Source organism: Thiorhodococcus minor, assembly GCF_010820565.1.
GTDB lineage: Bacteria > Pseudomonadota > Gammaproteobacteria > Chromatiales > Chromatiaceae > Thiorhodococcus > Thiorhodococcus minor.
In genome coordinates, this window is the sequence record NZ_JAAIJQ010000083.1 from 1 (window position 1) to 24,712 (window position 24,712).

Annotated in this window: 18 protein-coding genes; 7 read left to right on the top strand and 11 right to left on the bottom strand. The window is 65.0% G+C overall.

Annotated features, from left to right (window positions below; all coding sequences use genetic code 11):
• The first annotated feature begins 277 nt into the window (after nucleotides 1-277).
• Together parS and G3446_RS20850 are read left to right on the top strand one after the other, a co-directional pair.
• The gene (gene parS, locus G3446_RS20845) at nucleotides 278-766 is read left to right on the top strand and encodes a type II RES/Xre toxin-antitoxin system antitoxin (RefSeq protein ID WP_164454911.1); all 489 of its coding nucleotides are present in this window, start codon (nucleotides 278-280) and stop codon (nucleotides 764-766) included.
• Nucleotides 766-1,227 (top strand): RES family NAD+ phosphorylase, encoded by a 462-nt coding sequence (locus tag G3446_RS20850; protein WP_164454913.1) that lies wholly within the window; start codon nucleotides 766-768, stop codon nucleotides 1,225-1,227. Before parS ends, G3446_RS20850 begins: the two co-directional genes overlap by 1 nt.
• 246 nt (nucleotides 1,228-1,473) lie before the next feature.
• On the opposite strand, the gene G3446_RS20855 is transcribed toward G3446_RS20850, so the two are convergent.
• Both G3446_RS20855 and G3446_RS20860 read right to left on the bottom strand, forming a co-directional pair.
• On the bottom strand, nucleotides 1,474-2,094 hold the full coding sequence (locus G3446_RS20855; protein WP_164454915.1) for a YfiR family protein: 621 nt from the start codon (nucleotides 2,092-2,094) through the stop codon (nucleotides 1,474-1,476).
• The gene (locus G3446_RS20860; protein ID WP_164454917.1) at nucleotides 2,091-4,106 is read right to left on the bottom strand and encodes a TonB-dependent receptor plug domain-containing protein; all 2,016 of its coding nucleotides are present in this window, start codon (nucleotides 4,104-4,106) and stop codon (nucleotides 2,091-2,093) included. Before G3446_RS20860 ends, G3446_RS20855 begins: the two co-directional genes overlap by 4 nt.
• A gap of 702 nt (nucleotides 4,107-4,808) precedes the next feature.
• On the opposite strand from G3446_RS20860, the gene G3446_RS20865 reads away from it, so the two are divergent.
• On the top strand, nucleotides 4,809-6,041 hold the full coding sequence (locus tag G3446_RS20865) for a DNA cytosine methyltransferase (RefSeq protein ID WP_164454918.1): 1,233 nt from the start codon (nucleotides 4,809-4,811) through the stop codon (nucleotides 6,039-6,041).
• A 254-nt stretch (nucleotides 6,042-6,295) separates the two neighbouring features.
• Here G3446_RS20865 and G3446_RS29245 read toward each other — a convergent pair whose 3' ends face one another.
• Nucleotides 6,296-6,592 (bottom strand): HNH endonuclease, encoded by a 297-nt coding sequence (locus G3446_RS29245; protein WP_164454940.1) that lies wholly within the window; start codon nucleotides 6,590-6,592, stop codon nucleotides 6,296-6,298.
• Between the two features lie 268 nt (nucleotides 6,593-6,860).
• On the opposite strand from G3446_RS29245, the gene G3446_RS20875 reads away from it, so the two are divergent.
• From G3446_RS20875 to nifN, 4 genes are all read left to right on the top strand, one after another.
• Complete coding sequence (locus G3446_RS20875; protein WP_164454920.1) at nucleotides 6,861-7,181, top strand: ATP-binding protein; 321 nt, start codon at nucleotides 6,861-6,863, stop codon at nucleotides 7,179-7,181.
• Nucleotides 7,182-7,411: 230 nt separating this feature from the next.
• On the top strand, nucleotides 7,412-8,524 hold the full coding sequence (locus tag G3446_RS20880; RefSeq protein WP_164454922.1) for an alkene reductase: 1,113 nt from the start codon (nucleotides 7,412-7,414) through the stop codon (nucleotides 8,522-8,524).
• A 619-nt stretch (nucleotides 8,525-9,143) separates the two neighbouring features.
• Nucleotides 9,144-10,496 (top strand): nitrogenase iron-molybdenum cofactor biosynthesis protein NifE, encoded by a 1,353-nt coding sequence (gene nifE / locus G3446_RS20885; RefSeq protein ID WP_164454924.1) that lies wholly within the window; start codon nucleotides 9,144-9,146, stop codon nucleotides 10,494-10,496.
• A complete protein-coding gene (gene nifN / locus G3446_RS20890; RefSeq protein ID WP_164454926.1) occupies nucleotides 10,484-11,824 on the top strand; it encodes a nitrogenase iron-molybdenum cofactor biosynthesis protein NifN in 1,341 nt (446 codons plus the stop codon). Before nifE ends, nifN begins: the two co-directional genes overlap by 13 nt.
• A 259-nt stretch (nucleotides 11,825-12,083) precedes the next feature.
• On the opposite strand, the gene G3446_RS20895 is transcribed toward nifN, so the two are convergent.
• From G3446_RS20895 to G3446_RS29250, 8 genes are all read right to left on the bottom strand, one after another.
• On the bottom strand, nucleotides 12,084-15,758 hold the full coding sequence (locus G3446_RS20895; RefSeq protein ID WP_164454928.1) for an AAA family ATPase: 3,675 nt from the start codon (nucleotides 15,756-15,758) through the stop codon (nucleotides 12,084-12,086).
• A 9-nt stretch (nucleotides 15,759-15,767) separates the two neighbouring features.
• Nucleotides 15,768-17,015: an exonuclease SbcCD subunit D C-terminal domain-containing protein gene (locus tag G3446_RS20900; protein ID WP_245232642.1), complete on the bottom strand. Its 1,248-nt coding sequence runs from the start codon at nucleotides 17,013-17,015 to the stop codon at nucleotides 15,768-15,770.
• Between the two features lie 159 nt (nucleotides 17,016-17,174).
• Nucleotides 17,175-18,350 (bottom strand): OpgC domain-containing protein, encoded by a 1,176-nt coding sequence (gene opgC, locus G3446_RS20905; protein ID WP_164454930.1) that lies wholly within the window; start codon nucleotides 18,348-18,350, stop codon nucleotides 17,175-17,177.
• Between the two features lie 393 nt (nucleotides 18,351-18,743).
• Nucleotides 18,744-18,917 carry a type II toxin-antitoxin system RelE family toxin gene (locus G3446_RS20910; RefSeq protein ID WP_164454932.1) on the bottom strand — a complete coding sequence of 58 codons (174 nt, stop codon included), beginning with the start codon at nucleotides 18,915-18,917 and terminating at the stop codon, nucleotides 18,744-18,746.
• A gap of 146 nt (nucleotides 18,918-19,063) precedes the next feature.
• Nucleotides 19,064-21,115, bottom strand: coding sequence for a 3'-5' exonuclease (locus tag G3446_RS20915; protein ID WP_164454934.1), 2,052 nt, complete (start codon nucleotides 21,113-21,115; stop codon nucleotides 19,064-19,066).
• A 9-nt stretch (nucleotides 21,116-21,124) separates the two neighbouring features.
• On the bottom strand, nucleotides 21,125-21,514 hold the full coding sequence (locus G3446_RS20920; protein ID WP_164454936.1) for a HEPN domain-containing protein: 390 nt from the start codon (nucleotides 21,512-21,514) through the stop codon (nucleotides 21,125-21,127).
• On the bottom strand, nucleotides 21,511-21,849 hold the full coding sequence (locus G3446_RS20925; protein ID WP_164454938.1) for a nucleotidyltransferase domain-containing protein: 339 nt from the start codon (nucleotides 21,847-21,849) through the stop codon (nucleotides 21,511-21,513). The genes G3446_RS20920 and G3446_RS20925 overlap by 4 nt, the downstream gene beginning before the upstream one ends.
• A 479-nt stretch (nucleotides 21,850-22,328) precedes the next feature.
• The coding region (locus G3446_RS29250) for a DNA methyltransferase (protein WP_425338416.1) at nucleotides 22,329-24,712 on the bottom strand (2,384 nt) is incomplete at its 5' end.

Sequence of the window (24,712 nt, forward strand, 5' to 3'; positions counted from 1 at the left end):
CGGGCGGCTGGATAGGAGGAGCCGGATGAGCGGAGACGTTCACGTCCGGTTCTGTGAGCGCCTCGGGGGGCGGTTCCCCGGGGCGACTCGACCATCCCAAGTCCGACAGGCTCCTAGGCCCCTTCTCCCTGATGGAGAGCTCCTCTCCCCGGACCAGGGGGATCGCGCTCGAGCGATCTGCAGGCCTGTACGCTCAAGCGAGACCCCCGCGACATCCTCCTTGTTATCTTCTCATATGGAACTAGAATTGTGTCATATGAAATGGAGGGATGTTGCCATGACCGCTCAGCCCAGGCTCTTCAGCCCGAAGGTCCTCCCGATGGCTCCGGGCGCTCAGCCCCCAGGCTCGCAGGGCGACGGCGTGCTCGAGCAGCTCGGCCTGCCAGCCGAGCGCGCGGAGCTCGTTGCAGAGATCCGCCTAGGCTTCCCGGTCGTCGTCGTCGAGCGTCTGGTCAACGCGCTGCAGCTCCCGCAGCACCTGTTGTTGCGGATCGCCAGGATCGCACCTGCAACCCTGGCCCGGCGTCGTCGTACCCCGGATGCCCGCCTCTCGCCCGACGAGAGCGACCGTCTCTACCAGATCGCCTCGACCTTCCGCAACGCCGTGGCCTTGTTCGAGGGCGACGCCGCGGCCGCCGCCGGCTGGCTCAAGGAGCCGGCGAAGGCGCTTGGCGGGGTCGCGCCCATCGAGCTGCTGGATACGGGGGCGGGTGCCGCCGAGGTGTCGGATCTCATTGGCCGACTGGAGCACGGCGTCTACGCCTGATGCGTATCTACCGGCTGGTCAAGGCGCGCTACCGGTCATCCGCGTTGGACGGGTCCGGCGCCAAGACCTACGGCGGCCGCTGGAATCCGAGAGGGCTCGCGGCGGTCTATGCCTCGGACAGCATCTCGCTCGCCGCGCTCGAGCTGCTCGTCCACCTCCACCGCAGCGACGTCCTCAACCATTACCTGCTCGTCACGCTGGATGTTCCGGACGAGGCGCTGCTCGTCCTCGACGATACCCAGCTCCCGGCCGACTGGCGCGAGGATCCGGCGCCCGCCTCAACCGCGGCCATCGGCATGGTTTGGTTGCAAGAGCAAAGCTCGCTCGCACTGGCGGTTCCGAGCGTGCTCGTGCCGCAGCAGCGCAACGTCCTGCTCAATCCCGCGCATCCGGCCTTCGCCGAGGTTGCGCGTCACGCGGCATTTGAAGCCTTCAAGTTCGACGCGAGACTGGCGGGGTAGCTTGATCCGACCGCTGAGCCGAGGACGACGGCGATCGCTCGCGCGGCGGGTCCGTTGCGCGGGCGGGCGGCTGGATCTGGCCTCTGGGCTCCGCTGTGAAGAGATAGGCGCAATCCTTGCCGGCTTGGTCTGTCTGTCTCGCGAACGTCTCCAGTGCCATCCAGCGCGCAAAATAGACCTGTCCCGTCTTCCGCTTTTCCACCCATCCTGCCTGAAGCTCGATCACGATCGGGGCAGGGGCGCGTCTCAATCCGCCGCTTCCGACACCAGGGTCGCCAGTCGCAGCAGCTTGGAGCTGATCCGGATGCGGGCGCGTGACGCCGCCGTGCGGTTGATCAGGGGGCGCAGCCGCCCGCGCTTGCGGACCAGCGCCACGATCCCGCCGTCGCGAGCCCATGCCTCCGTATCGCCAACCGTGAGCACGGGAGCCTCGTTCACCACCGCAAGCACCCGCTGCGAGGGCTCGGCCGCCCGATGGTCGACATAGAGCACGTGACAGTGGCGCCACTGCGCTGGATCCTTGGCGTCGGTCAGCTGCAGCGGTCGGCCCGCGACCTGCTCGCCCGACAGCGCCCGCTCCAGGCTGGCGTGCAAGGCTTGATTGCCGAGCACGCAATAGCGCAGCGGCGCGGACGGGGAGTCGAACGCCGGGGGTGGCCACTTGATGAAGAGCGCGAAATTGCGCAGAAAGACCGCGCGTACGTCGACCTCCGCGAAGCTCTCCGCGCGTGCTCCAGCCAGCGCGGCGCCAAACAGGAGCGCGGCCGCGCCAAGCGCCGCAAGCCGGCTTCGGGCGCCTCGCGCCGAGTGATCGAGCCCTTGCCCTGCCGCGGCGCTAGCTGTCGAGGGCCAGGCGAGCCATGTCAAAGGTTGATCTCGATCCGCAGGAACGCCTCACGCTCGATCAGCCGCCCACTCTCGGCGAGGAACTCGCTGCCATACTCGCGGTGCGAGGGGTTGAGCAGGTTGCGTCCGACGAGCGCCAAGGTCACGCGCGGATTCACATGCCAGCCCAGGCGTACATCCAGCTCGGTATAGGCATCCACCCCGTAGGCCGGGAGCTGATCGACGAAGCGGCCGAAGAGATCCAGCTCCAGATCGTGCCGCAGATCGACGCCGACACGCAGCCCCGCCTGCTGCTGCGGAAACTGCTCCTCGGGTGTGAGCGCGGTCGGGTCGTTGCTGTGCGCGTCCTGCTGCAGGCTCATGCGCATCGCGGAGTACCACGCCTGCACGCGTGACCGTCGGCTGGGGCGCCAGTCGCCAACCAGCTCTATACCATAGCTCTGTCCGCGCAGCAGGTTGGCGGTCGTGATCGACTGGACCCAACGTGGATAGGGATCCAGCTCGAGCTGCAGGGTCTCGGTCTCGAGGGTGCGCAGCTCGTCGTAGTCGTTGTAGAAGAGGGAGACGTCGAGCCCTATCACCTCGGCCGGTCTCCAGCGGTAGCCGAGCTCATAGGCAATCAGGATTTCGCTGTCGAGCTGCCGATCCCGGGGCGAGCGCACCACGATGGGGAGACCTCCCGTGGCCTCGCTGGCCGGCAGCAGCTCGGTCTCGATTTGCAGGTCCAGCTCGCTGCGCGACGGTGTGCGCACCGCGCGTGCGATCGCGGCCCAGAGGGTCGAGTCGGGGCGCGGGTGCCAGCGCGCGCGGATGTTGGGCTGGATCTCTAGGCCGGTGAAATCATTGTGCTCGATCTTGGTGCCGAGGATGAGATAGTGGCTCCCCGGCGCGAGCTCGATCTCGTCCTCGATGAAGGCGCTAACGAGGGTGAAGGCGCGCACCTCGGGGTCGATGCCATCGGGCGTGCCGGTCTCGATGGCGCTGCGGTACCAGCGGTAGTCCAGCCCGCCGAAGAGCGCGTGGCGTCCCAGGGGCGCGAACCTGTGCTTGGCCTCCAGCTCGAAGGTGTCGAGCTCCTCGTGCATCAGCTGCAAGCCGGTTCCGGTCTCGAGCTCGAAGCGGTCGTAATAGAGCTTCAGGGTATCCCACGCGCCCGAGGGGTACGCGTGCTCCCACTGCAGCATCAGGTCTCCGCCGTTGATCCAGGGGTCATTGGAGTCGCCGCTCAGCAGTTCACCCTGCACCATCAGCGTATCGGCGGGTGTCAGGTCCCAATCGCCGCGCAGCCCGGCGTGGCTGCCCGAGAAGCCGTCGTCGGCGCGCTCGCCGACGAGCGTCAGCTCAGGGTCGCGCTCGTCGCGCTTGACGAACAGACGCAGATAGCCGGTGTCGCCGACCGGGGCACCGTAGCGCGCGGCGATCCCTTGCTGGAGATTGCCAGCGTAGCTGGAGATCAGGCCGCCTTCGGTCTGGGCGGCATGCTTAGTGATGATGTTGACGACTCCGCTCACCGCATTGGCGCCCCAGTAGGAGGCGCCGGGGCCGCGAACGACCTCGATGCGCTCGATATCCTCGAGCATGGCGTCCACGACCTCCCAGAACACGCCCGAGAACAGCGGCGTGTAGACGCTTCGGCCATCGATCATTACCAAGAGCTTGTTCGCGAAGCGCCCGCCGAAGCCGCGCGCGCCGATCGCCCACTCGGCCGTATCGATACGCGCGACATCGAAGCCCGGCACCAGTCGCAGCAGCTCCGGGACGGTGGTATAGCCACTGCGGCGGATGTCCTCGGCCGTCAGCACGTAGACCGCCGCGGCACTGTCGGACAGGCGCTGGGGACGGCCGGACAGGATCGAGACCTGCAGATCCGCCAGCTCGTCGAGGTCCAGGCCCTTTAGAGTCTCCAAGTCGTCAGCGGCCAGAATGGCCGGGGTCGGCCCTTGGCACGCAAGGGCCACGACGGCCGGCGCCAAGGCCCTACGCAACAGGGCACGCAAAGACAGCTGCTCGGGTCTCAGCCGAAAGCGACGCATGGATTCTCCGCCTTGTCTTGGTCTGCATTCGGGGCATCCCGCAAGTGCACCACTGCGATGCATCTCGAGATCGCCGATCGGCCATCATCGGATTTTCGATGCTGGCCTCGACAGGCTCCCGCAGCCGTATGCCACCCACCACGCCGGGGCGGCGACCCCGCGTGTAAGGCGCTGGCCGCTCCAGATCCCGAGGTCGATCCTAGCCGAGCCGCCGCCTCGCGCGCCATGATTCAGGTCGGCGGTTTCGGGCATTCTTGCGTATCCGTTCCCTTGCTCCCTTGCTCCCTTGCTCCCTTGCTCCCTTGGTCATGCCTCATGCTGTCGCGTGACGGCGGCGGGGCCGTTGCGTTTCGGGGTGTGTCGAAGAGCGAGCGCTGAGGAGGCGCTCGAAGCGATGGATAAAGCGGCTGTGAGGCATGCGCGGACCTCTCTGCGTTGACGTCCGGACAGTCTCCGACAACTGCAAGGACGACAGGGGGTTGGGGCGGTGGCGCGCCACGAGGGGGCGGGAGTGAGGCCTCAGGTCAAGAATCGCGTTTGTTCCGGGCCCCCGTTCAGTCTCGTACGAGCCTGCCCGCTTCTCTTCGAACCCTTCGAGACCCGCATTTGGTCGCTTATCATGGGGCGACAGCATTCAGAGTCGGTCAGAGCTGTCTCGGCTGCTGTCTCGAGCCCTTATTGTCACAGGAGAGCGTGTGTCAGATGCCCACCGCGATCAGTCTTTACTCGGGTGTAGGCGGCCTCGACTTCGGTTTCGAGGCGGCACGGCTCGAGACCCGCGTTGCCATCGAGTTGGATAGGGTGTGCTGCGATGCGCTCGCGGAGAACCGCCCAAACTGGCCGGTGCTGCGGGGCGACATCCACGACTTCACCTCTGAGCAAATACTGGATACGGCGGGCCTGGCATCCGGGGAAGCCGATGTCCTGATCGGCGGTCCGCCGTGCCAACCCTTCTCGAAGGCTGGTTTTTGGGCCAGTGGTGAGACCAAGCGTTTGGAAGATCCTCGCTCCAGCACGCTCGAGCAGTATCTGCGTGTGCTCCATGACGCGCGTCCGCGAGCCTTCTTGCTGGAGAATGTGCCTGGGATGGCATTCAACGCAAAGAGCGAGGGTCTCAGGCTCTTGCTGGATGGCATTGAGGCGATCAACCGCAGTGCGGGAACTGCTTACTCTCCCTCTGTTGCAAAGCTCAATGCATCCCACTACGGCGTGCCTCAGCAGCGCGAGCGCGTCTTCTTGGTTGGCGCGCGCGATGGCATGCCTTTTCGGTTCCCCGCGCCCTCTCATGCGGACATGGACGACGCGGACCTTCTGAGTCAGGGCCTTGAGCCGCTCCGCACAGCATGGGATGCGATCGGCGACTTGCCGCAAGAGCTAGACGATCCTGCCTTAAGGATGCGGGGTAAGTGGGCAGACCTGCTGCCGACGATTCCAGAGGGAGAGAATTATCTCTGGCACACAGGTCGTGGGGGCGGAGAGAGCATCTTCGGATGGCGCACACGTTTCTGGTCGTTTCTTCTGAAACTGGCCAAGAACCGCCCTGCCTGGACAATTCAGGCCCAGCCTGGTCCCGCGGTCGGTCCCTTCCATTGGCGCAGTCGCCATCTGTCGCCACAGGAGCTTTGCCGAATCCAAACCTTTCCCGATGGCTTGAGGTTCCAAGCAGGACATCGCGATGTGCAGCGCATGCTTGGCAATGCCGTGCCGTCGCTATTGGCCGAAGTGCTTGCTCGCGAGATCCGAGTGCAGCTACTCGATGGCATGGAAGGGCTGCCGCGAGAGCCAATGCTGATGCCGCCACGAAGGGGGCAGATTCCACCCCCTGAGCCATTAGCACCGCTACCTGAGCGATATCGGCGATTGATCGGAGAGTACGAAGACCATCCTGGAACAGGCCTTGGCCCCGGGGCTCGCCGCCGCGCTGACGCAGCTTGAGGACCTGAGGGCGTGGTGCAGGGAGTGAGGGCTATTTCAGCCAATCATAACGGCCTTCATAGAATTGGTGGCGCCGCTCGAACATCGCCGGACTCGGATGCATTGCTGCCTCGCTGGGAAGCGCAAGTGCGGGAGATGTCATTGCTAGAAAACGATGCAGCGCGGAGTCCGTCTGGCTAGGATGTTCGATCTGAGTGGATTTTCGGGTGTTCGGCTCACGCACTTTTCGTCCTGCCAGAAAAGTCCAGTACATGTTAAAAAATCAATGACTTACATATCAACTTCAGGGGCTCGTTGAATACCTGGATGCGGGACCGAAAAGTGCGTGAAAAAGCCCAAATCGCACTCCCTACCGTCTGGCTCGCGGAGTGCAGATCTGGATGAATTTCAAGCTGCCAGGTGTCCGTGTGCACGGCGATCCGGTGCAGGTCGAAGGCCCTGTGGTGATTGCGGCAGAGCGCGATACCGTTCCAGAGCTCGTCCTTGCTGTCGGATGCCTCGACGGGGTAGATGTGTGCGCCTTCGATCAGCCCTGATCCAAGGCCACACATCGCGCAGCGCTCGCCATACGCGAGTGCCGCTTCTCGACTGAATCCTTGTCGACGGGCTGCGCGCACGGATGCGTAACGCGCGCGCTCGGCCGATACTTAGCTTTATTCGTCGAGCCAACCTGATGCTTCGAGGAGCCCAGGCATCTCCGGCAAGCGGACGTTGTGATCACTAGTGCGAGGTGGGTCGGCAAGAGACATGATTCGCATCGCGATGCTGAAGAAAACGCTTGCAAATTGTGTCTGAGCTTTTTCCAGACAGACTCTCAACATGCAGCACCTGACCGAGACCCTGCTCTGGCTCGGCCGAGACAGCGCCCAGACCCCGGCAAACCATCCGGCTCGCATCGACGCCCTGATCGCTCAGCTCGTCGACGACATGCGCTACCTGCTGAGCGACAAGCGCGTCGAGGTCGCGCTCGAGACCGAGCCCTGCGAGCTGATCCTGCCCGAAGTGCCGGCCCGCATCGTCCTCGGCAACCTCATCCGCAACGCCTTCCAGCACACCTGGGACGGCCAGGTCGGCATCCGCCAGCAGGGTGGCCGCGTCGAGATCGTCAACATCGCCCGGGACGCGAGCGATAATGCCTAGGCGCAGGGATTCGGGCTGGGTCTCCGGCTCACGGCGCAGCTGACCGAGCGCTTGGGGTGGGGCTATGTCAATGAGGCGCGACCCGGCGGGCATTCTGTAAGGCTGGATTGTGCGTCGACCAGGACTTGGCGCGGCTGCCGCGGGTCCTATTCAAGCCGTCGGCTTGATGCCGGCCTGGTCAGTCGCAACCTGCCGGATACTTCTTCCCAGTCTCCACTTGGACCCAGACCATGAGCGACCAAACCGACCACGATCTCTTTCAACCTTGTCCGCTCGGCGATCTGACCCTACCGAATCGGATCGTCATGGCCCCGCTCACGCGCAGCCGCGCCGGGGAGGGCGACGTGCCGACTCCGCTGATGGCGACCTACTACGCCCAGCGCGCGACCGCGGGTCTCATCATCAGCGAGGCGTCGCAGGTCTCGCCCCAGGGCAAGGGCTATATCCAGACGCCGGGCATCTATAGCGATGCCCAGGTCGCCGCCTGGAGGCAGGTGACGGAGGCCGTGCACGGCCATCACGGACGGATCTTCATCCAGCTCTGGCACGTCGGGCGCATCTCGCACCCGGATCTGCAGGAGGGCGGCGCCCTGCCGGTTGCTCCGTCCGCCATCAAGGCGAACGGGCAGGTCTTCACCGGCAAGGGGATGGTCGACATGGTCACGCCCCGCGCCTTGGAGCTGGACGAGATCCCGGGCATCGTCGCCGACTATCGTCGGGCGGCGGAGAACGCGCGCGCGGCTGGCTTCGATGGGGTCGAGATCCATGCGGCCAACGGCTACCTGCTCGACCAGTTCCTGCGCGATGGATCGAATCGGCGTGACGACGCCTATGGCGGCAGCGTGGAGAATCGCGCGCGTCTACTGCTGGAGGTGGTGGATACGGTGCTGGAGGTCTGGGACAAGGGACGCGTCGGCGTTCGGATCGCGCCGCTCTCGCCAGTCCACGATATGGAAGACAGCGATCCCGAGTCACTCTTCTCCTATGTCGCCGAGCAGCTCTCGGAACGCGGCATCGGCTACCTGCACGTCGTCGAGGGCGTCACCGGCGGCCCGCGCGAGACCGGGCACCCCTTCAAGCTGTCGCAGCTGCGCGAGCTCTTCCAGGGTACCTACATCGGCAACAACGGCTACACGCGCGACCTGGCCCTGGAAACCCGCGCCGCGAATGCCGCCGACCTCATCGCCTTCGGCAAACTCTTCATCGCCAATCCCGACCTGGTCGAGCGTCTGCGCCGGGATGTCCCGCTCAATACCCCGGACGAGGCGACCTTCTATGGCGGGGACGCGCACGGTTACTCGGATTACACCTTCCTAGACGGCACGACCGGGCACTGTCTTTGAAGGAGATGGGACGCTTGCTGAACCCTGCTGAGGAGGTTCGCTTGGTTGCTGAATACACCTGGGACCTGTGGGGCTGAGCGATGCGCTCGAGCTGGGGGAGCAGGCGGAAACCTTCGTTGATGTCGTGCGTGCGGCCTTCGTGTCTAAGGAGTCTTAGAGACGCAGCGCCGCTCATGGGGCATGGCGTGTGAGTGGCATCTACCAAAACGCACGTGTGGGCGCTGGTGTTGCGAAGTATCAGGGTATTAGGGTCGGGAATCGATGGATACTATCGTGATGCTCGGCGCCCGAGGCACTGCTCTGGTGTCTTTGCCCTGTGACCTGCATTCCACCCCAGGCGGAGGACCAAGGCGATTTCTGTCGATTCTCATACCATCTGGCTTGTCTTGGCGCCCGCCTTCTGTGTCGCGCCGACAGTCACATAGCTCGGCTATGCTCCTGCCGGCGCTCCTTGAAGGCGGACCTCAATCCGGCGCCACCTGGTATACGAATTTCCGGCAATCGCCTAAGGCTCGCTCGGTTGGAGACTGGGGCACTGCCTGAGCCCTTAGACTAACCTTGCCAGTTTGGCTCTACTTTTTCTGTAGAGCGGAACGCAGAGAACGGAAGGCAAAGCCTCGTGTCGTCAAAACCGAAGATCAAAGACCTGCTCGTCGAGAGCGCCTGTGAGCACAACAAGGGCAAGAAGAGCTCGTGTAACGCCCCCACGCCCGGTGCCACCACCGGCGGGTGCGCCCTCGACGGTGCCCAGATTGCCCTCTTTCCCTTCGCCGATGCCGCCCATCTGGTCCATGGCCCCATGTCCTGCATCGGCGGGGCCTGGGAAACGCGCCTGACACCGACCAGCTGGTCGGGCCGGGACCTGACCCAGACCGGTTTCGCCACCGACATCAATAACAATGATGTGGTCTTCGGCGGCGAGAAGAAGCTGGCGGCGGCGATCGACCATATCGCCGCGAGCTATGCGCCCGAGGCCGTGTTCGTCTATTCGACCTGTGTCCCCGCCCTGACCGGGGATGACATCGACGCCGTCTGCAAGCACAGGAGCGAAAAGCATGGCATCCCCTGCGTGCCTGTCCATGTGCCGGGTTTCGTCGGCGCCAAGAACCTTGGCAGCCGCATCGCCGGGGAGGCCGTGCTGCAGCATCTGATCGGGACCAAGGAGCCGGAGGAAACGACCCCCTTCGACATCAACCTGATCGGGGAGCACAACAATACTGGCGAGCTCTGGCGCTACCGGCATCTGCTCGAAGAGTTGGGCATCCGCGTGCTCTCGACCTTCAGCGGCGACGGCCGCATCGCCGAGATCCGCACCGCCCACCGGGCCAAGCTCAACGTCATCGTCTGCGCCAAGTCCCTGGTGTCCATGACCCGCAAGATGCAGGAGCAGTATGGGATCCCCTGGATCTCCTGCTCCTTCTACGGCAAGACGGATACCTCGAACGGCATCCTGGCCATCGCCGAGGCCCTGGGCGATGCCGATCTGATCGCCCGCGCCCGCGCCCTGATCGCCCGCGAGGAGGCGCGGCTGGACGAGAAGCTGATCCCCTACCGGGAGATCTTCGCCGGCAAGAAGGCGGTGCTCAATACCGGCGGCAACAAGGCCTGGTCCATCGCCTCGGCGCTGCAGGATCTGGGGATCGAGGTGGTGGCGACCTCGGTGCGCAAGTCGACCGAGGCCGACAAGGCCAAGGCGCGGGAATACCTCGGCGAGAACGCCATCCTGATGACCAACCCGGCGACCGAGCAGGCGAAGGTGATCGACGACACAGGTGCCCAGCTGCTCCTGGCCGGCGGCCGATCCCTCTATACCGCGATCAAGAAGCGCATCGCCTTCACAGACGTCAATCAGGAAAAGAAGAAGAGCTACGGCGGTTACGACGGGCTGCTGGTCCTCGCCGAAGACCTTATAAACTCACTGCAGAATCCGGTCTTCGAGCTGGTCGATAGGAAGGCACCATGGCAGAAGTAAGACGCAAATCCGGCAAGCCGCTGCAGGTGAACCCCCATAAGCTCTCGCAGCCGATGGGGGCGACCCTGGCGTTCCTGGGTGTCGACCGCTGCATGCCCTTGATGCACGGTGCTCAGGGCTGCGCCAGTTTCGCCAAGGTGATGTTCACCCGCCATTTCTGCGAGCCCATCGCCCTGCAGACGACCGCGGTGAACGACGTGATCGCCGTGCTGGACGGTGGTGATTACAGCATCAGCGAATCGGTCAAGAATATCGGTGACAAGGTCGCCCCCGAGCTGATCGGGGTGCATACCACGGGGCTGACCGAGACCAAGGGGGACGATCTCCGTGGCGTCGCCAGCAAGATCGACGTGCCTCTGGTCTACGTCAACACCCCGGATTTCAAGGGCGGCCTGGAGAGCGGCTGGACCCTAACGACCCAAGCGTTGATCGACCAGCTCACCGAGCCCTGCGACCGGATCGATGCACAGAAGATCGTCTTGGTCCCCCATGTCAGTCTGCAGCCGATCGAGGTGGAGAAGCTCCGCGACTTCATCGAGGCCTTCGGTTTCAAGGTCGTCGCCGTCCCGGATCTGTCCTCTTCGCTGGACAATCATCTGGGCGAAAAACAGGCGTCCCTGAGCAGTGGCGGGGTGACGGTCGACGCGCTCAAGCAGCTCGCGGATGCGGCCTTCGTGGTTACTGTCGGGGCTTCGGTCAAGCCCGTCGGCGCGACCTTGCAGAAGAAGAATCCGGCCATCCGGCACCACCACTTGGATCATGTGAGCGGTCTGCAGGGAACCGACGCGCTGGTCGCCTGGCTGCTCGAGGCGAGCGGCCGGGAGGCGCCTCCGCCTGTGGTGGAGCGCTGGCGCAAGCGGCTGCAGGACGCCATGCTCGACAGCCACTTCTCCATCGGGCAGACCCGCTTCCTGCTGGTCGCCGAGCCGGATCACCTGGCGGCCATGGCCGCCTCATTGCGCGAAGTGGGTGGCAAGGTCGCCCTGGCGATCGCCACGGTCGACTCACCCATCCTGGGCGACATCGAGGCGGACCAGGTGATCGTCGGGGATCTCGAGGATGCCGAAAACATAAGCGCCGCCTACGACCTGATCATCGGCAACTATCACACCGAGTCCCTGGCCCATCGCGCGGAGAAACGTGCGGTCATGCGGGGCTTTCCCAATTACGAAGAGATCGGCAACGCCTTGAAGCATGATGTGCTTTATGAGGGTGGCGCCTATTTCCTCTTCGAGATCGCCAACGCCGCCGAGCGCATGCGAGAGGCGCAGGTTCACCACGAGCGCGAGCAGATCAAGCTGGGGAGAGCCGTCAGCCTCTCAGGATGAGCCAGTCGTCGCCGTAGGGTGGACGAGCGCAGCGCAGTCCACCAGCATCGGCGCGGGATCTGGTGGACTTCGCTCTCGAGACTGTGAAGACATTCTGCGTAGGTTGGGCTGAGGTACGAAGCCCAACATGGCGGCTAGCCTAACGCTTTGATTGTTGGGCCTCCTGCGTCGGCCCAACCTACACCAATCTGCGATCTTCGCGGTGCGCTTGGATTACTCTCACAGTCTCTCTCGCTCGTCCACCAATCTGCTCTTGCTCCTATGCCGACCCGCCGCACCCTGGCCCTTGCAGCCTGCTCCGCCCGCCCGTCGTGGGGATCACCCGAACCTGGGTCCCGATGCGCTCCTTGAGGGCGCCGACGTGGGAGATGATGCCGATGAGCTTGCCGTCTTGCTGTAGGCCGGCGAGGGTCTCTAGCGCCGTGTCCAGGGCCTCTTCGTCCAGTGTGCCGAAGCCTTCGTCGAGGAAGAGCGAGTCGACGCGGACGTTCTTGCTCGACATCTGCGAGAGGCCGAGGGCGAGCGCGAGGCTGACGATGAAGCTCTCGCCGCCGGAGAGGTTCTTGGTGGAGCGGACCTCACCCGCCTGGTAGTTGTCGATGACGTTCAGCTCCAGGGGCTGGTCGGTGTCGCGGATCAGCAGGTAGCGGTCGGTCATCCTTTTGAGCTGACGGTTGGCGTGGCCGACCATCAGCTCGAAGGTGAGTCCCTGGGCGAAGTTGCGGTATTTCTTGCCGTCGGCCGAGCCGATCAGCGCATGCAGGGCGTCCCAGCGGGTGCATTCTTGGCGCTGCCGCTCGATGGCCTCGGCGCGCTGCTGCTGTTGCTCGCGCCGCTTGGCGTTCTCCGCGAGCTGCTGGCTGATGGCGCCGATGTCTTGGTGCAGGGCGCGCTGGGCGGCCGTGAGGCGGTCGAGTCCCTCCTGCAGCTCGGGCCGGGGGCGGTCGGTGACTGCCTTGTCTCGCTCGGTCTCGAGCGTCGCGGTCGTCTCGCGCTCCCGGGTGGCGAGCGCGATCTGCGCTCGGCCGAGGCGCTCGGCCTGCTCCGTCAGTTGCTTGCGCTCCGCCTCCGCGAGGCAGGCGGCGCGATAGTCCGCTTCGTCCGCGAAGCCCGCGCCTTGTGCGCGGGCGACAAACGCCGCCTCGCTCCCACGCAGGCGTTGCTCGCGCTCAGCGATGGCTCCTTCTAGCTCGGCCAGTCGGTGCCGCAGCCCCTCCAGCTCTTGGGTGGCTTCGGCCTGTCGCTGGCGTGCGGCCTCAAGCCCGTCCTCGGCGGTCGCGACCGTCGCGGCGAGGCGTGCCTCCTCGGCGTCCGGGCTCAGATCGCCAAGGAGGGCACGGCGCTCGGTGGCGATGCGCTCACGCTCCCGGCGTAGGGCCTCTAGGGTCTCCTGCTCCTGGGAGATCTCCGCGCTGCCTTTCTCGATCACCTCGGCCTGGTGCTTGGCGGTCGTCTCCAAGCCAAGGATCCGCTGCTCGAGCTGGGCGCGCTTCTCCTGGCGGCTGGTCCATTGGTTGCGGCGCTCGCTCAGGGTATTCGCAATGGCGTCGAGCTTGTCGACGGAGACGGCGGTGATGCCATAGTGGCCGACCCGGCTGGCGGCCTCGGCGAGTGCCGCGTCGAGCTGCTCGGTCAGTGTCCTTGCCTCTTGCCGGACGCGCTCCAGGCCTTGCCCCGCGACGGCCTGCGCGTGCTGGGCCTGCTGGGTATCCCGCTCGAGCTGTGCGACAGTCTCGCGCGTCTGGTCGCGTCGGTCACGGAGCTGGTCGATCTCCTTGTCAAGCCGCTCGGCGTCGGTCACGCGGGCTCGCACTTGGGTCAGCCGCGCCTCGGTGTCCTCGCGCAGGTCGGGAATCCGATGAGTCCATTCGGCGCCATCCTTGGTGACGGCGAGATCGGTCTCGAGGGTCTTGAGCATCTGCTCGGCCGTGGCTTCTGCTTGCGCACTCTCCTCACGCCGCGCAGCGTTCTGGTCGAGGTCCTTGGCGGTCTCCGCCGCTTTGATGCCGAGAGCGACTAGGTCCGTGCGCGTCGCTCTCAGATCGTCTTTGACGCGCGCTAACTGGATCTCTGTTTCATGCGGCTCGGTGACATTACCTGTCGCGAAGGGATGCTCGGTGGCGCCGCACAGGGGGCAGGGCTCGCCATCCCTGAGCTGGTGTCGCGCCGCTTCTAGGTCCTTGACGCGACGGAGCAGGTCGAGCTGGGTGTCCAGCAGGGTTTGCTCGCGCTCCAGGGTCTCTTGCTGGCGCTCCAGCCGCTCGGTCTGCTCGCGGAGCGATCCTGCTTGCTCGATGAGCGCCGCCCGCGCGGTGTCGAGCTCTGCCTGCGTCGTCTGGCTCTTGGCGATGGCCTCGACGGCCTCGGTGGCCTTGTCCAGTGCGGCCCGCCGCGCCTCCAGTTCGCTCACTTCGGTCCGCCAATCGCCCAGCTCGCGACCTTGGAGGAGGTCCGTCAACGCCAGCTGGGTCTGGCGCAGCTGGTCCTCGGCGGCCTGGTGCGTCTCGCGCTCGGCCGCGAGTCGCTGCGCCGTCTCGGCCGCGCGCTGGGCGGTCGTTGCTGCCTCGCGCTCGGCCGAGCTGATGGCCTGGGTCTTCGCGTCCCCTTGTGCGCTGAGCTGCTTCAGCGTGTCAAAACGCGCGCGGATCGCGGCTAGCGCCTCGACCAGGCCGGCGTCTTTCTGGGTCACCTCGATCTGCGCGTTGAGCGCGGTGAGGGCCTGCCGATCATTGGCGAGCGTCTGCAAGCAGTCTTGGTGCTGCTGGCGCGTCTGCTGCAGGTTGGCGTTGCGCTCGGCCAGTGCGGCCGTCTTGGTCGCGATCGGGCCGTCCTTCTCTTGGAGCCGGAGGTCGAGGGCGCGCGCCTGGCCGACGAGGAGCATGCCCTCGCGCTGCGTTGCCTTCGCCGCGTCCAGAGCCGTCTTGGCGGCCTCGAGCGCGGCGGTCGCCTTGTCGGCGAGGTCCTGCTGAGCCGGCAAACGGCCGGCGATGTCCTGGCGTGCCGCCTGCTCGGCGGTCTGCTGTTGGCGCAGCGCGACGAGCTGGCTGTGCTCGCCCGCCAGCTCCAAGGCGCGGTTGGCGCGCTCCAGCCGCTCATGCTCGGGCTGGAAGGCGGTCTGACGCGCCTGCCAGTCGTCGCGTGCGGTCGCGATTTGCGCCAGATCCTTCTCCAGCTGGGCGATTCGATCCAGCCAGGCGATCGCCGTCTGGTGGTCCTTTACCTGCTGAGCCAGCTCGCCATCCTGGCCGCGCTTCTGCGCCAGGCTCGCGGTCAGGCTGGCCTCGTCCGCTTCGCTGAGGAGCTTGAGCCCGGCCAGCTCGGCGGTGAGGCTGTCGAGCTGCTTGTGCTCCTGGGCGCGACGCTCGTGCACGCCGATGGAGATGCGGCTGTAGATGTCGGTGCCTGTGATCTGCTCCAGGATGGGCGCGCGCAGGTCCGGGTCGGCCTCCAAGAAGGCGGCGAAGTCGCCCTGGGCCAGCAGCATGGAGCGGGTGAAACGGTCGAAGTCCATGCCGGTGGCCGCTTCGATGCGGTTGCCGACGTCGCGGATCTTGGATTCCAGGATGCGGTCCGTGTCGGCGTCCGCGATCTCGTGCTTGGGTGCCTGCAGCTCGCCGTCCGGCTTGCGGCGCGCGCGGTGCTGGCTCCAGTGGCAGCGGTAGCGCCCGCCCTGGGTGGCGAAGGTGACCTCGGCGAAGCACTCGCCGGTCTGTCGCGACATGATCTCGTTGCCGCTCTTGGTGACCCGGCTGAGCCGTGGCGTGCGGCCGTAGAGGGCGAGACAGATGGCATCCAGGATGGTCGTTTTGCCCGCGCCGGTCGGCCCGGTGATGGCGAAGATGCCGTCCGCGACGAAGGCGGGGTGGCCGAGGTCGAGCGTCCATTCGCCGACCAGTGAGTTGAGATTCTTGAAACGTAGCTGCTCGATGCGCATGGCCTGTCCCTATTCGGCGTTCGGGTCCGTTTCATCCAGCGCGTGCAGGATCTCGCGGTGCGCGCTCAGCAGGTCGGGCCGTTGCGCGTCCGGGACGTCATGCGCCGCGAGGCAGCGCTCGAAGACCGCCTCGACCTGGAGGTCGGCCAGGCTCTCCTCCGCGTCCATGCGCTCCAGCACGCGCTCGGCCACGCGGTCGTTCTTGACCCGCAGGATCTCCAGCGCGGTGTCCCCGGTGGCCTGCTCCAGTCGCTGGCGCAGGTCGCTCAGGATCTCCTCGCCCTCGTAGACGACCTCGAGCCAGGCGCTGGCTTGGGTGGCAGTGAGCTCGAGCAAGCGCGCGGAGATGGTCTCCCAGTCGCCATGCACGCGCTCCAGCCGTTGAAAGGTCGGGATCTCGATGGGGCGGACGCGGGCTTCGGGTCCCTTCAGCTCGACCAGACAGAGGCTCTTGGTCTGCCTGGCCTCGCCGAAGCCCATGGGGATTGGCGAGCCGCTGTAGCGCGCGGTCTCGGCGCCGCCGATCTTCTGGGGGACGTGCAGGTGACCCAGGGCGAGATAGTCGAGGCAGGCCGGGAAGATGGCGGCGGGGACATGGGCGAGCGAGCCGACATAGAGCTCGCGCACGCCGTCACCCTCGACCGTCCGGCCGCCCGCCGCGAAGAGGTGGCCCATGCCGACGATGGGCAGCCGACCGCCCAGCTCGGCGCGCCGGCGCTCCGCGATCTCCGCGACCTGGGCGTAGTGGCTGCGGATGCCCTCGAGCAGCTTGCGGTCCTTGTCATCGATGGTCTCGCCCGCCTCCGCGGTGCGGATGTCGCGGTCGCGCAGATAGGGCACGGCGCAGACGATCAGCTCCGGCGCTCCAGTCTGGTCGGCGAGCACCAGCACCTCGTCCTCCGGCCGCTCGGTCGCCGCGCCGATGACGTGCACATCCAGCGCCCGCAGCAGTGCCTTGGGTGCGTTCAGAAAACTGGGGGAGTCATGGTTGCCCGCGACCACCACCACATGGCGGCAGGCGGAGGCGGCGACCTGGCAGAGGAATCTGTAGTACAGCTCCTGGGCGCGGTGGCTGGGGGCGCTGGTGTCGAAGACATCCCCAGCCACCACAAGGATCTCGACCCTTTCTTGGGTGATGGTCTCGACGAGCCAGCTCAGGAAGGCCTCGAATTCATCGTAGCGCTTGCGGCCGTAAAGGCTGCGGCCGAGATGCCAGTCCGAGGTGTGGAGAAGCCGCAGCGGGCGTTTCTGCTCCATGGTTCCTAGTCCGCTCTCATAAGGCCTGTTGCTCGAAGTTGCGATCTCATCATCCATGCCGAAGACGCCGGTGCTGGACGTGTCGGCCTCCAGGCCGACACGTGTTGACTTGGAGGTCAAGGCCCCCAGGCCCGCTCGGGCTTGGATCGAAGGCAGCGGTCATCTGGGCACCACCGAAAACAGGAAGCGCTGCTTGACCATCAGCCAGATCGACACGATCACGCCGAGGTGGATCAGGGTGTTGACGGAAAACAGATCCATGTCCGGCAACGGCGTGTTGTAGAGGATCAGCAGCACATAGATATGCAGGATGAAGACGTACAGCGAATTCTGGCCCAATGGAATCAGCAGCCAGCCCAGGGGGCGCTCGAAATAGCGCCAGTAGCGGCTCAGCAGATGATAGGCGACGACGAAGGCGGCCACATTGTTCAGTAGTCGGCCCAGGCCGAGTGGCGTCTTCATGAACCACGTCCGGTACATCTCGCCGAAGGTCTCCGGGGCGATGAAGCTCAGATGCCCCCAGGGCCAGAACAAGGGATGCGGGTTGTTGTTCGCGAGGAAGAAGAAGCCGGCCAGCAGCGCGACGCAGAGGTAGACCAGCCAACGGCTGGCGGTGCTGGCAAGAAACTCCAGGGTCCGGTCGCGATAGTAGCCGATCAGCAAGCCGTGGAAGAACAAGAGCTGCCAGGTCAGGCTCGGAAAGGCGTATTCGTAGCGGGCGCCGGTCACTCTGAGCTGCAGATAGTGATTCAGGGCATAGGCGCCCCAGCTCAGCAGCAGCACGACCCAGGTCAGACGCCGCCCGGCCAGGTAGAGCGCGAGCGGGGCGCAGGCCATCAGCAGCACGTAGAGACCGATGACCTGGAATTGATGCGGGCCGATGCGCAGCAGCGCGATCCTTACCAGATAGTCCCACCAGGCAGTCCCGGCGGCCGGATAGAGCGGAAAGGACTCCCCGGACCAGGGGTTGGTCCAATGCGTCAGCTCGAAGACGTCGACCGCCGGTATCAGCCCGAGCAGGGCGATGCTGGCGATCACGAAGAGATTCACCTGATAGAGCTGCCAGGCGCGTCGCCACAGCAGTCGCGTCGCCTCCCGCAGTCCGTCGCGCTCCATGCGTCGTCGATAGACCAAACCCACGACGATACCGGACAGGAAGACGAAGCCTTCCGCGCTCGAGATGAGCGCGAGCCTGTCCCAGGCGAAGATGCTCAAGGCCGACGCGAGCTCGAAGTGCACGACGATCAGGTAGACCATGATGAGCCCGCGCAGCAGGTCGATGCGTAGGTCGCGTCCGTCGACGGATGTGGGGTAAGCAATGGGTGAGGCGGTCAAACTGGGCGTCCTTTGCCGCTGGAGGGCATCAGCCAGGGGCTGCCCGGCCGATCCTGCACGCGACGTGACTTTGCGTTAGACGTGGATGAAGGCTGTGCCGGTCGGATCGGTCGAGTAGCTGATGTGGCAGGCGAGCTGTGCGCCCTCCAGCCGGTTGATCCTGTCATGGATTTGGCGGTGCGATTGCGGGGCTGTCCGATGGTCGGTCGTGATTGGGGACCCGTGACGTCATCGCCCTGGCCACACTGTCGACAGAAGAGAACCTGCCTGTCGCTGCAGGGCTGCGGGCGGCCGCAGGAGGATCAAGGTCGCAGCGCGCTCCTCGTGTCTGTCTTCAGCTCAGTCCCCGACAATCAGCTCATCGTCTTGAATGGAATAGACAGTGCGAACCTGCTAGCTCAAGCGGATCGAATAGTAGCATTTGCGCGGACCGACCAGCGCCTTTCCCGAGCAGGGATCGACCGCTAGACGTTTGCGGACGATGTCCTTCAGCTTGTTGCGGAGTTTCGGAGTCGGCTTCTCGATGTCTTGTTTAGCTTGTCGGGCGAAGCGGACCCGGTAGGTCACTGAGGCTCCCTGAAGATGTCCTCAAAGGACTCGGTCTCGCTTCTGTCGACCTCGATTGGGCCTGCTCGAAGGACTCTCTGAAGCCGGGCGCGGACAAGAGATCCAGAGGCTCGATCAGGCTCTGGTATTCGGTCTCGGACATCAGCCTAGATGGTCAAGTCTTCGAGAAACTCGGAAACCGGATCCACGCCGGAGACCAGCAGCCGATCCCGCGCCCGGGTGCAGGCGACGTAGAGCAGATGCCGCTCGGTGTTGTAGACCTCTTCCAGGTCGGCATCGTCGCCGATGCTGTCGATGCGCGACTGCAGCGGGATCACCTCGTCGTCGCAGGCCATGACCACGACGGCCTTGAATTCCAGCCCCTTCGCCAGGTGCATGGTGCTGATCGCGACCTTGCCGCTCGTGGTCGTCAGCCCTTCATCCAAGACCTGATAGCCGAGGGCGGCGGCTTCGAGCGCGGCGCGGGCGCGGTCGAGCTGGGCGTCGGAGCGGATGAAGACTCCGATCTCCTGCGGATTGATCTCCGTGGCAACGTCCTTGAGCCAGGCGGCGACGCCGGCGATCTCGGCGTCGGTGTCCGCGAAGGATTGGATTAGCGGTGCAGGACCATTGAAGACCGAGATGGTCTCGCCCCGCGTCTCGACATTGCCGTCCACGTCCGACAGCTCCGGCGCCAACAGGCGATCCGCCTGGGTGCGGATCTGGTGCGAGGTGCGGTAGTTGATCTGTAGCGTCCGCGAGCGCCCCCGGATGTCGACACCGAGCGATTTCCAAGAGAATGGCTGCTGGAAGATCCGCTGTCCCAGATCGCCCGCGAAGAAGAGCGCATCGGGACGGTGCGCACCCAGCGCCGCGAGGAAGCGCAGCTGCGCGATGGTGAGATCCTGCGCCTCGTCGACGACGGCGAAATTGAAGGGTGGGCGCTCGGCGATCCGGCTCGCCAGTGCGGTGAAGAGCCCCGTCCGGGTGATGAGGCCCTGCTCTTGGAGATCGGCCTGGACACGCTCGAAGATCGACCAGAGGGACGCACGCTGCGCCTCGGAGAGCCGCGTCTTGCGCCCCAGGCGGCGGACGTCGCGATAGGCCGTCCAGTCCTCCAGCTGCCAGGCGTCGACGATGTCGTGCCATTCAGTCATGAGGAAATGGAGGCTGAATCGATGCGACTCGGCAGCCTCGGACGCTTTGCGCATCGCGGCCTGAATATCATCTTGTGTCGCGAGACGGACCGGTCCCACATGCCCCTGATAGAGCCGCTCGCCGATGGCATCCAGGGCATGGACCTCCAGACGCTCGGCGAGGCTCGGCTCCTGCCCGATGAGTCGGCGCAGCTTGACCCTCAGGGACTGGGCGAGCGTCTCGGAGAAGGTCGTCAAGAGCACCCGCGCCTCGGGGTGCGAGCGCGCCAAATGGACGGCGCGATGCAGCGCCACAATCGTCTTGCCCGTGCCCGCCGAGCCCGAGACCCGCGCCGGTCCGTTGTAGTCGCGCTCGACCCAGTCGCGCTGTGACGGATGCAGGAAGACGCTCCACTTCTCCCAGGGAAATTCGAGCGCGCGCGCCAGCTCCTCGACGTTCTTCATGACGCGGAAGCGGCGCAGCGCGTCGGGATGGGCGAAGGGGTCCGGCACTTTGGCGGCGATCGGCTGCGGTTTGCCGCCCGTGGCCAGCTCCAGCAGCGCCTCGGCTGCCTCCGCGGGAAGGTGGTCCACCAGCTCCATGAGGCTGTCTTCGTTTGCTGCGCGCGCATCGGCCAGCCACTCGGCCGGGACGCCGTAGCCGAGGAGCATGTCGTCCGACAGACTGGCGAAGAGCGGCGGTTTGGACGGAGCCGGCGCCTCGACATAGTGCGGGATGGTGATCTCCTCGACGCGCTCGCGGATCTCGACGAGCTGCGCGGCGCCTGTGGTCGGGTGCGTCTCCAGCTTGCGGCGCTCGGCCCACTGATAGGCGCGGTCGTGGTGGTCGACGTAGCAGAGCATCAGGGTCGTGTCCGTGCGGTGCAGGATGAGGCGCAGATCGGCGCTGACACGCGCGGACCAGAAGCGCTTGTCGCGCGCTCGGTCGAGCTTGTGGAGGCTCATGCCGGGGTTGGCGGGGTTGAGCTGGAGGTCGAAGGCCGTCGTCTTGACCGCCTTCTGCTCGTCGTTGGTCAGACGTGCCAGACTGGCCGTGAAGGTGTCGGCGATGAGTAGGTCCATGGCGAATGCCTAGCGGTCGATGGAGATGGATGCCTCGATCTGGCTGAGAAACTCGGCGGCCTGCTCGATCGCCCAACGTGCCTTGGATGCGTCGATGCCCTCACCGGTGTAGTCGGCGAGCAGTCGGATGCGCTCGACCTGGTTGAGCGCGCGACCCAGGGTGTCCGGCAGGTGGCCAGGGACGATCAGATACCGACCCAAGGCCGCGATCAGACCACGATGGGTCTTGGTCGAGCCGGTATTGAAGTTAGGGACCCCAGCGAGCAGGGCCGCGTGCGCGGCATCGAACATGGCGTAGTAGGCACGATTACAGGCCCCTTCGGTATCGCCGTCCTCCAGCAGCAGGCGCGCCGAGGCGAGCGCGCGTCGCGACTTGTCCAGGTAGAGATCCGGGCTCACAGGCGCAGCCCGTCGCGATGGATGTTGGCGATGAGCGCGGGATTCTCGAAGCGCTCGGGGTGCGCCCACTCGTCTTCCCACAGCGGCAAGGGATCGATGAGCACACCAGTCTCGAGCATCACGTCGAAGGCGATTCCGGCCATGTCCACGGCGGCATCGGCGCGGGCGCCGCGAGCCCCGTGCGCGCCACGCAAGAGCACGGCAATGTCGGCATCGCTATCGACGGTAGCCGCCTGTCTCGCTTGACTGCCGAAGAGCCAGGCGTCGCTCAGCTCATAGCGGCCACGCACGCGCTGCAAGAATACTCGAGCAGCTTGCTCCACAATCGGATTCATCGGAGCCTCCTAAAGCCTCACATCTGAAACATCTGCATCGCCCCGTCGCCGAGGTGGTTTCTCTGGTGACGCAGCCCCTGCTGCGTCACCCACGCGAGGAAGCTCCGCTTCCCGAGTGACGCCGGCGCAGCGCACGGGTCCATCGCCTGGTGCAGTGCATAGGATTATCCGTGAAGCAGCGCTTCTTCTCTCGGGTCACGAAGCTGGAGCTTCGTGACCAGGTAGCCTGCGCCGGATTCATCGGAGCCTCCTAAAGCCTCACATCTGAAACATCTGCATCGCCCCGTCGCCGAGGTGGTTTCTCTGGTGACGCAGCCCCTGCTGCGTCACCCGCGCGAGGAAGCTCCGCTTCCCGAGTGACGCCGGCGCAGCGCACGGGTCCATCGCCTGGTGCAGTGCATAGGATTATCCGTGAAGCAGCGCTTCTTCTCTCGGGTCACGAAGCTGGAGCTTCGTGACCAGGTAGCCTGGCGGACGGCTCACACCCGAAACACCTTCATCACCTCGTCGCCCAGGTGGTTGATGACCTTGACGGCGATGCGCCCGGAGAGTGGCTTGGGGAAGGGCCGCGAGGTGTCGCTGTTGAGACTGGACCAGGCCTCCGGGTCGATCTCTGCCTTGAGGGTGGTTTTGAGTGCCTTGTAGGGATCGTTCGCGCCAAGGAAGTAGGCATGGCGGACAAAGAAGGCCTCCTGATTGTAGTCGGTGTCGATCATCCAGCAGGCGATACCCTCGGCGCCGTCGCTGCGGACCTCGCCGGTGCTGGGATGGAAGACGTCGACGCCCTGGACGCGCGCTTGCGCGTAGTGGAGAGTGGCTAGTGGCGAGTGGATAGCGATTTCATCAGCGCGTTCAGCATCTTGCTGATCTCGGTGCAATCGTTCGACAAGCGCTCGCAAATCGGGCGATCGATGTACTCCAGCCTCTCGCAGAGCTCCACAAAGGTCTCCAACTCCGCGAGCGACCCGCGCGCAATGCCAAGCGAGTGTAGAAACTCCCCGGTCGTGTTCCGTGCCTGTCCCTCTGCGATGTTGGCGGGAATCGAGGATGCGGCTCGCCGCATCTGTGAGGTAATCCCAAATCTCTCGTCGGCGGGAAACCCTCGCGAAACGGCATAGATCCGCACCGTCAAGTCCATGGACTTCTGCCAAACGACCAACTCCCGATACGAGCTTAAAGATCTCATAAGGCGCGACCATGCCTCCTGCACTATCGACTAACCACTCTTCACTCGCCACTTCCAAGTCCGGCTCGCCGAAGACGACGAAGAGGTTGCCCTTGCCGGTGTTCTTGAGGTCCTCGGCCATGTGCAGGTCGGCGTTCATGCGCGCCTTGAGCACCGGGATGCGGCCGAGCTTGGCGAGCTCCGAGGAGTGGGCGTCGTAGTTGAAGGCGCAGGCGATGAGCAGGTCGAACCCTGCATCACCTGCCTCGCGCGCGGCCTCGACCAGATCGAGCCGGGAGACCGTCCCGAACTCGGGGCCGATGAAAATCGCTGCGCGATTTTCGGTAGTGGAGAGCGGAGAGTGGTTAGTGGATCGAGAAGAGGCGTGTCCGTCTGGCTCTCCACTCTTCCCTTCTTCGCTATCCACTTCCCCGCTCTCCACTCGAAACCGTCCCTCGGCGCAGATGAAGTCTCCGGGCCAGGGCGCGAGCGCGGTGAAGTCGATGCGGTCCTCCTTGTGGGCCTGCTGGACGCCGGCGGTCCTGAGGTTCTCCAGGATCATGCCGACGAAGTCGCGCTCCTCACCGTAACCGTCCTTGGGCTCGGCGACGGGATCGATCAGCTCGTCGTCCTCGTCCAGACCCAGCACCCGGTGTGGCGAGAGGCTCTCGACCGTGAAGGGGCCAGCGACGCGGACCGTCTTCTTGTCCTCGTAGGGCTTGTCGTAGAGATATTCGAAGTCGGCCTTGGCGGCGATGGAGGCGTCGATGGCCTTCTGGCGCTCGATTCTCTCGCGCCAGAAGGCAGTGACGAGTGGATGAGTGGAGAGTGGCCAGTTATCCGGCGGTTCGCGAGGGATTTGCCATTCTTCGAGGGTCTTCTCTAGCCCGGCCGCCGCTGACAGCTGCTCGCGGATCGGAGCCAGGCGTTGCTCGTAGTCCTCCCAGATGACGTCGATCTCGGCGTTGTTGGCGATGGACTTGAGGGTGATGTGCGGGACGCGCTCGTAGACGAAACCCTGTTTTAGTGAAGAGTGTTGAGTGGAGAGTGGAGAGTTGGCGCCAGCCTCTTCTCTCTCCACTCGACACTCTCCACTTCTTAGCTCTCCCCTAACCTCCGCCTCCTTGCGCCGACCGGCCTCACTGTCGGCGAGCAGGTAGTAGGGATAGCGGGCGCCCATGATGCGGGCGCGGGCGAGCGCCAGGGCGACGCGGGAGGTGTCGATGGTGATCCAGCGGCGGCCCCATTGCTCGGCGACATAGGCGGTGGTGCCGGAGCCGCAGGTGGGGTCGAGGACGAGGTCGCCGGGGTCGGTGGACATGAGGAGGCAGCGTTGGATAACGTTAGCCGAAGTCTGCACAACATATGTCTTCTGCTCAGACCGGCTCGAAAACTTCACGTCGGTCCAATGATTTGCAATTGGCCTGACGGGGAAATCGTTCATGAACCGAACGTAGCTGAGCATTCGTCCGCGCTTTTCAACTCGAGATGCCTTGATGAGACGCGAAAAGCCTTCAGTTCCGGTCTTCCAGTAGCCCGTCAGAGGCTTGTACTCGGTTCCACAAAACTGGACAGGAAAATTCCCTGGCGGACGTTGGGAAACGATATTGTCCTGCCTGTATATACCCGTCTCATACGAGTTTTCGGTTGAGGTTCCTGGGGTAACATCCTGAGAACCATGATACGCTTCAGGGCATG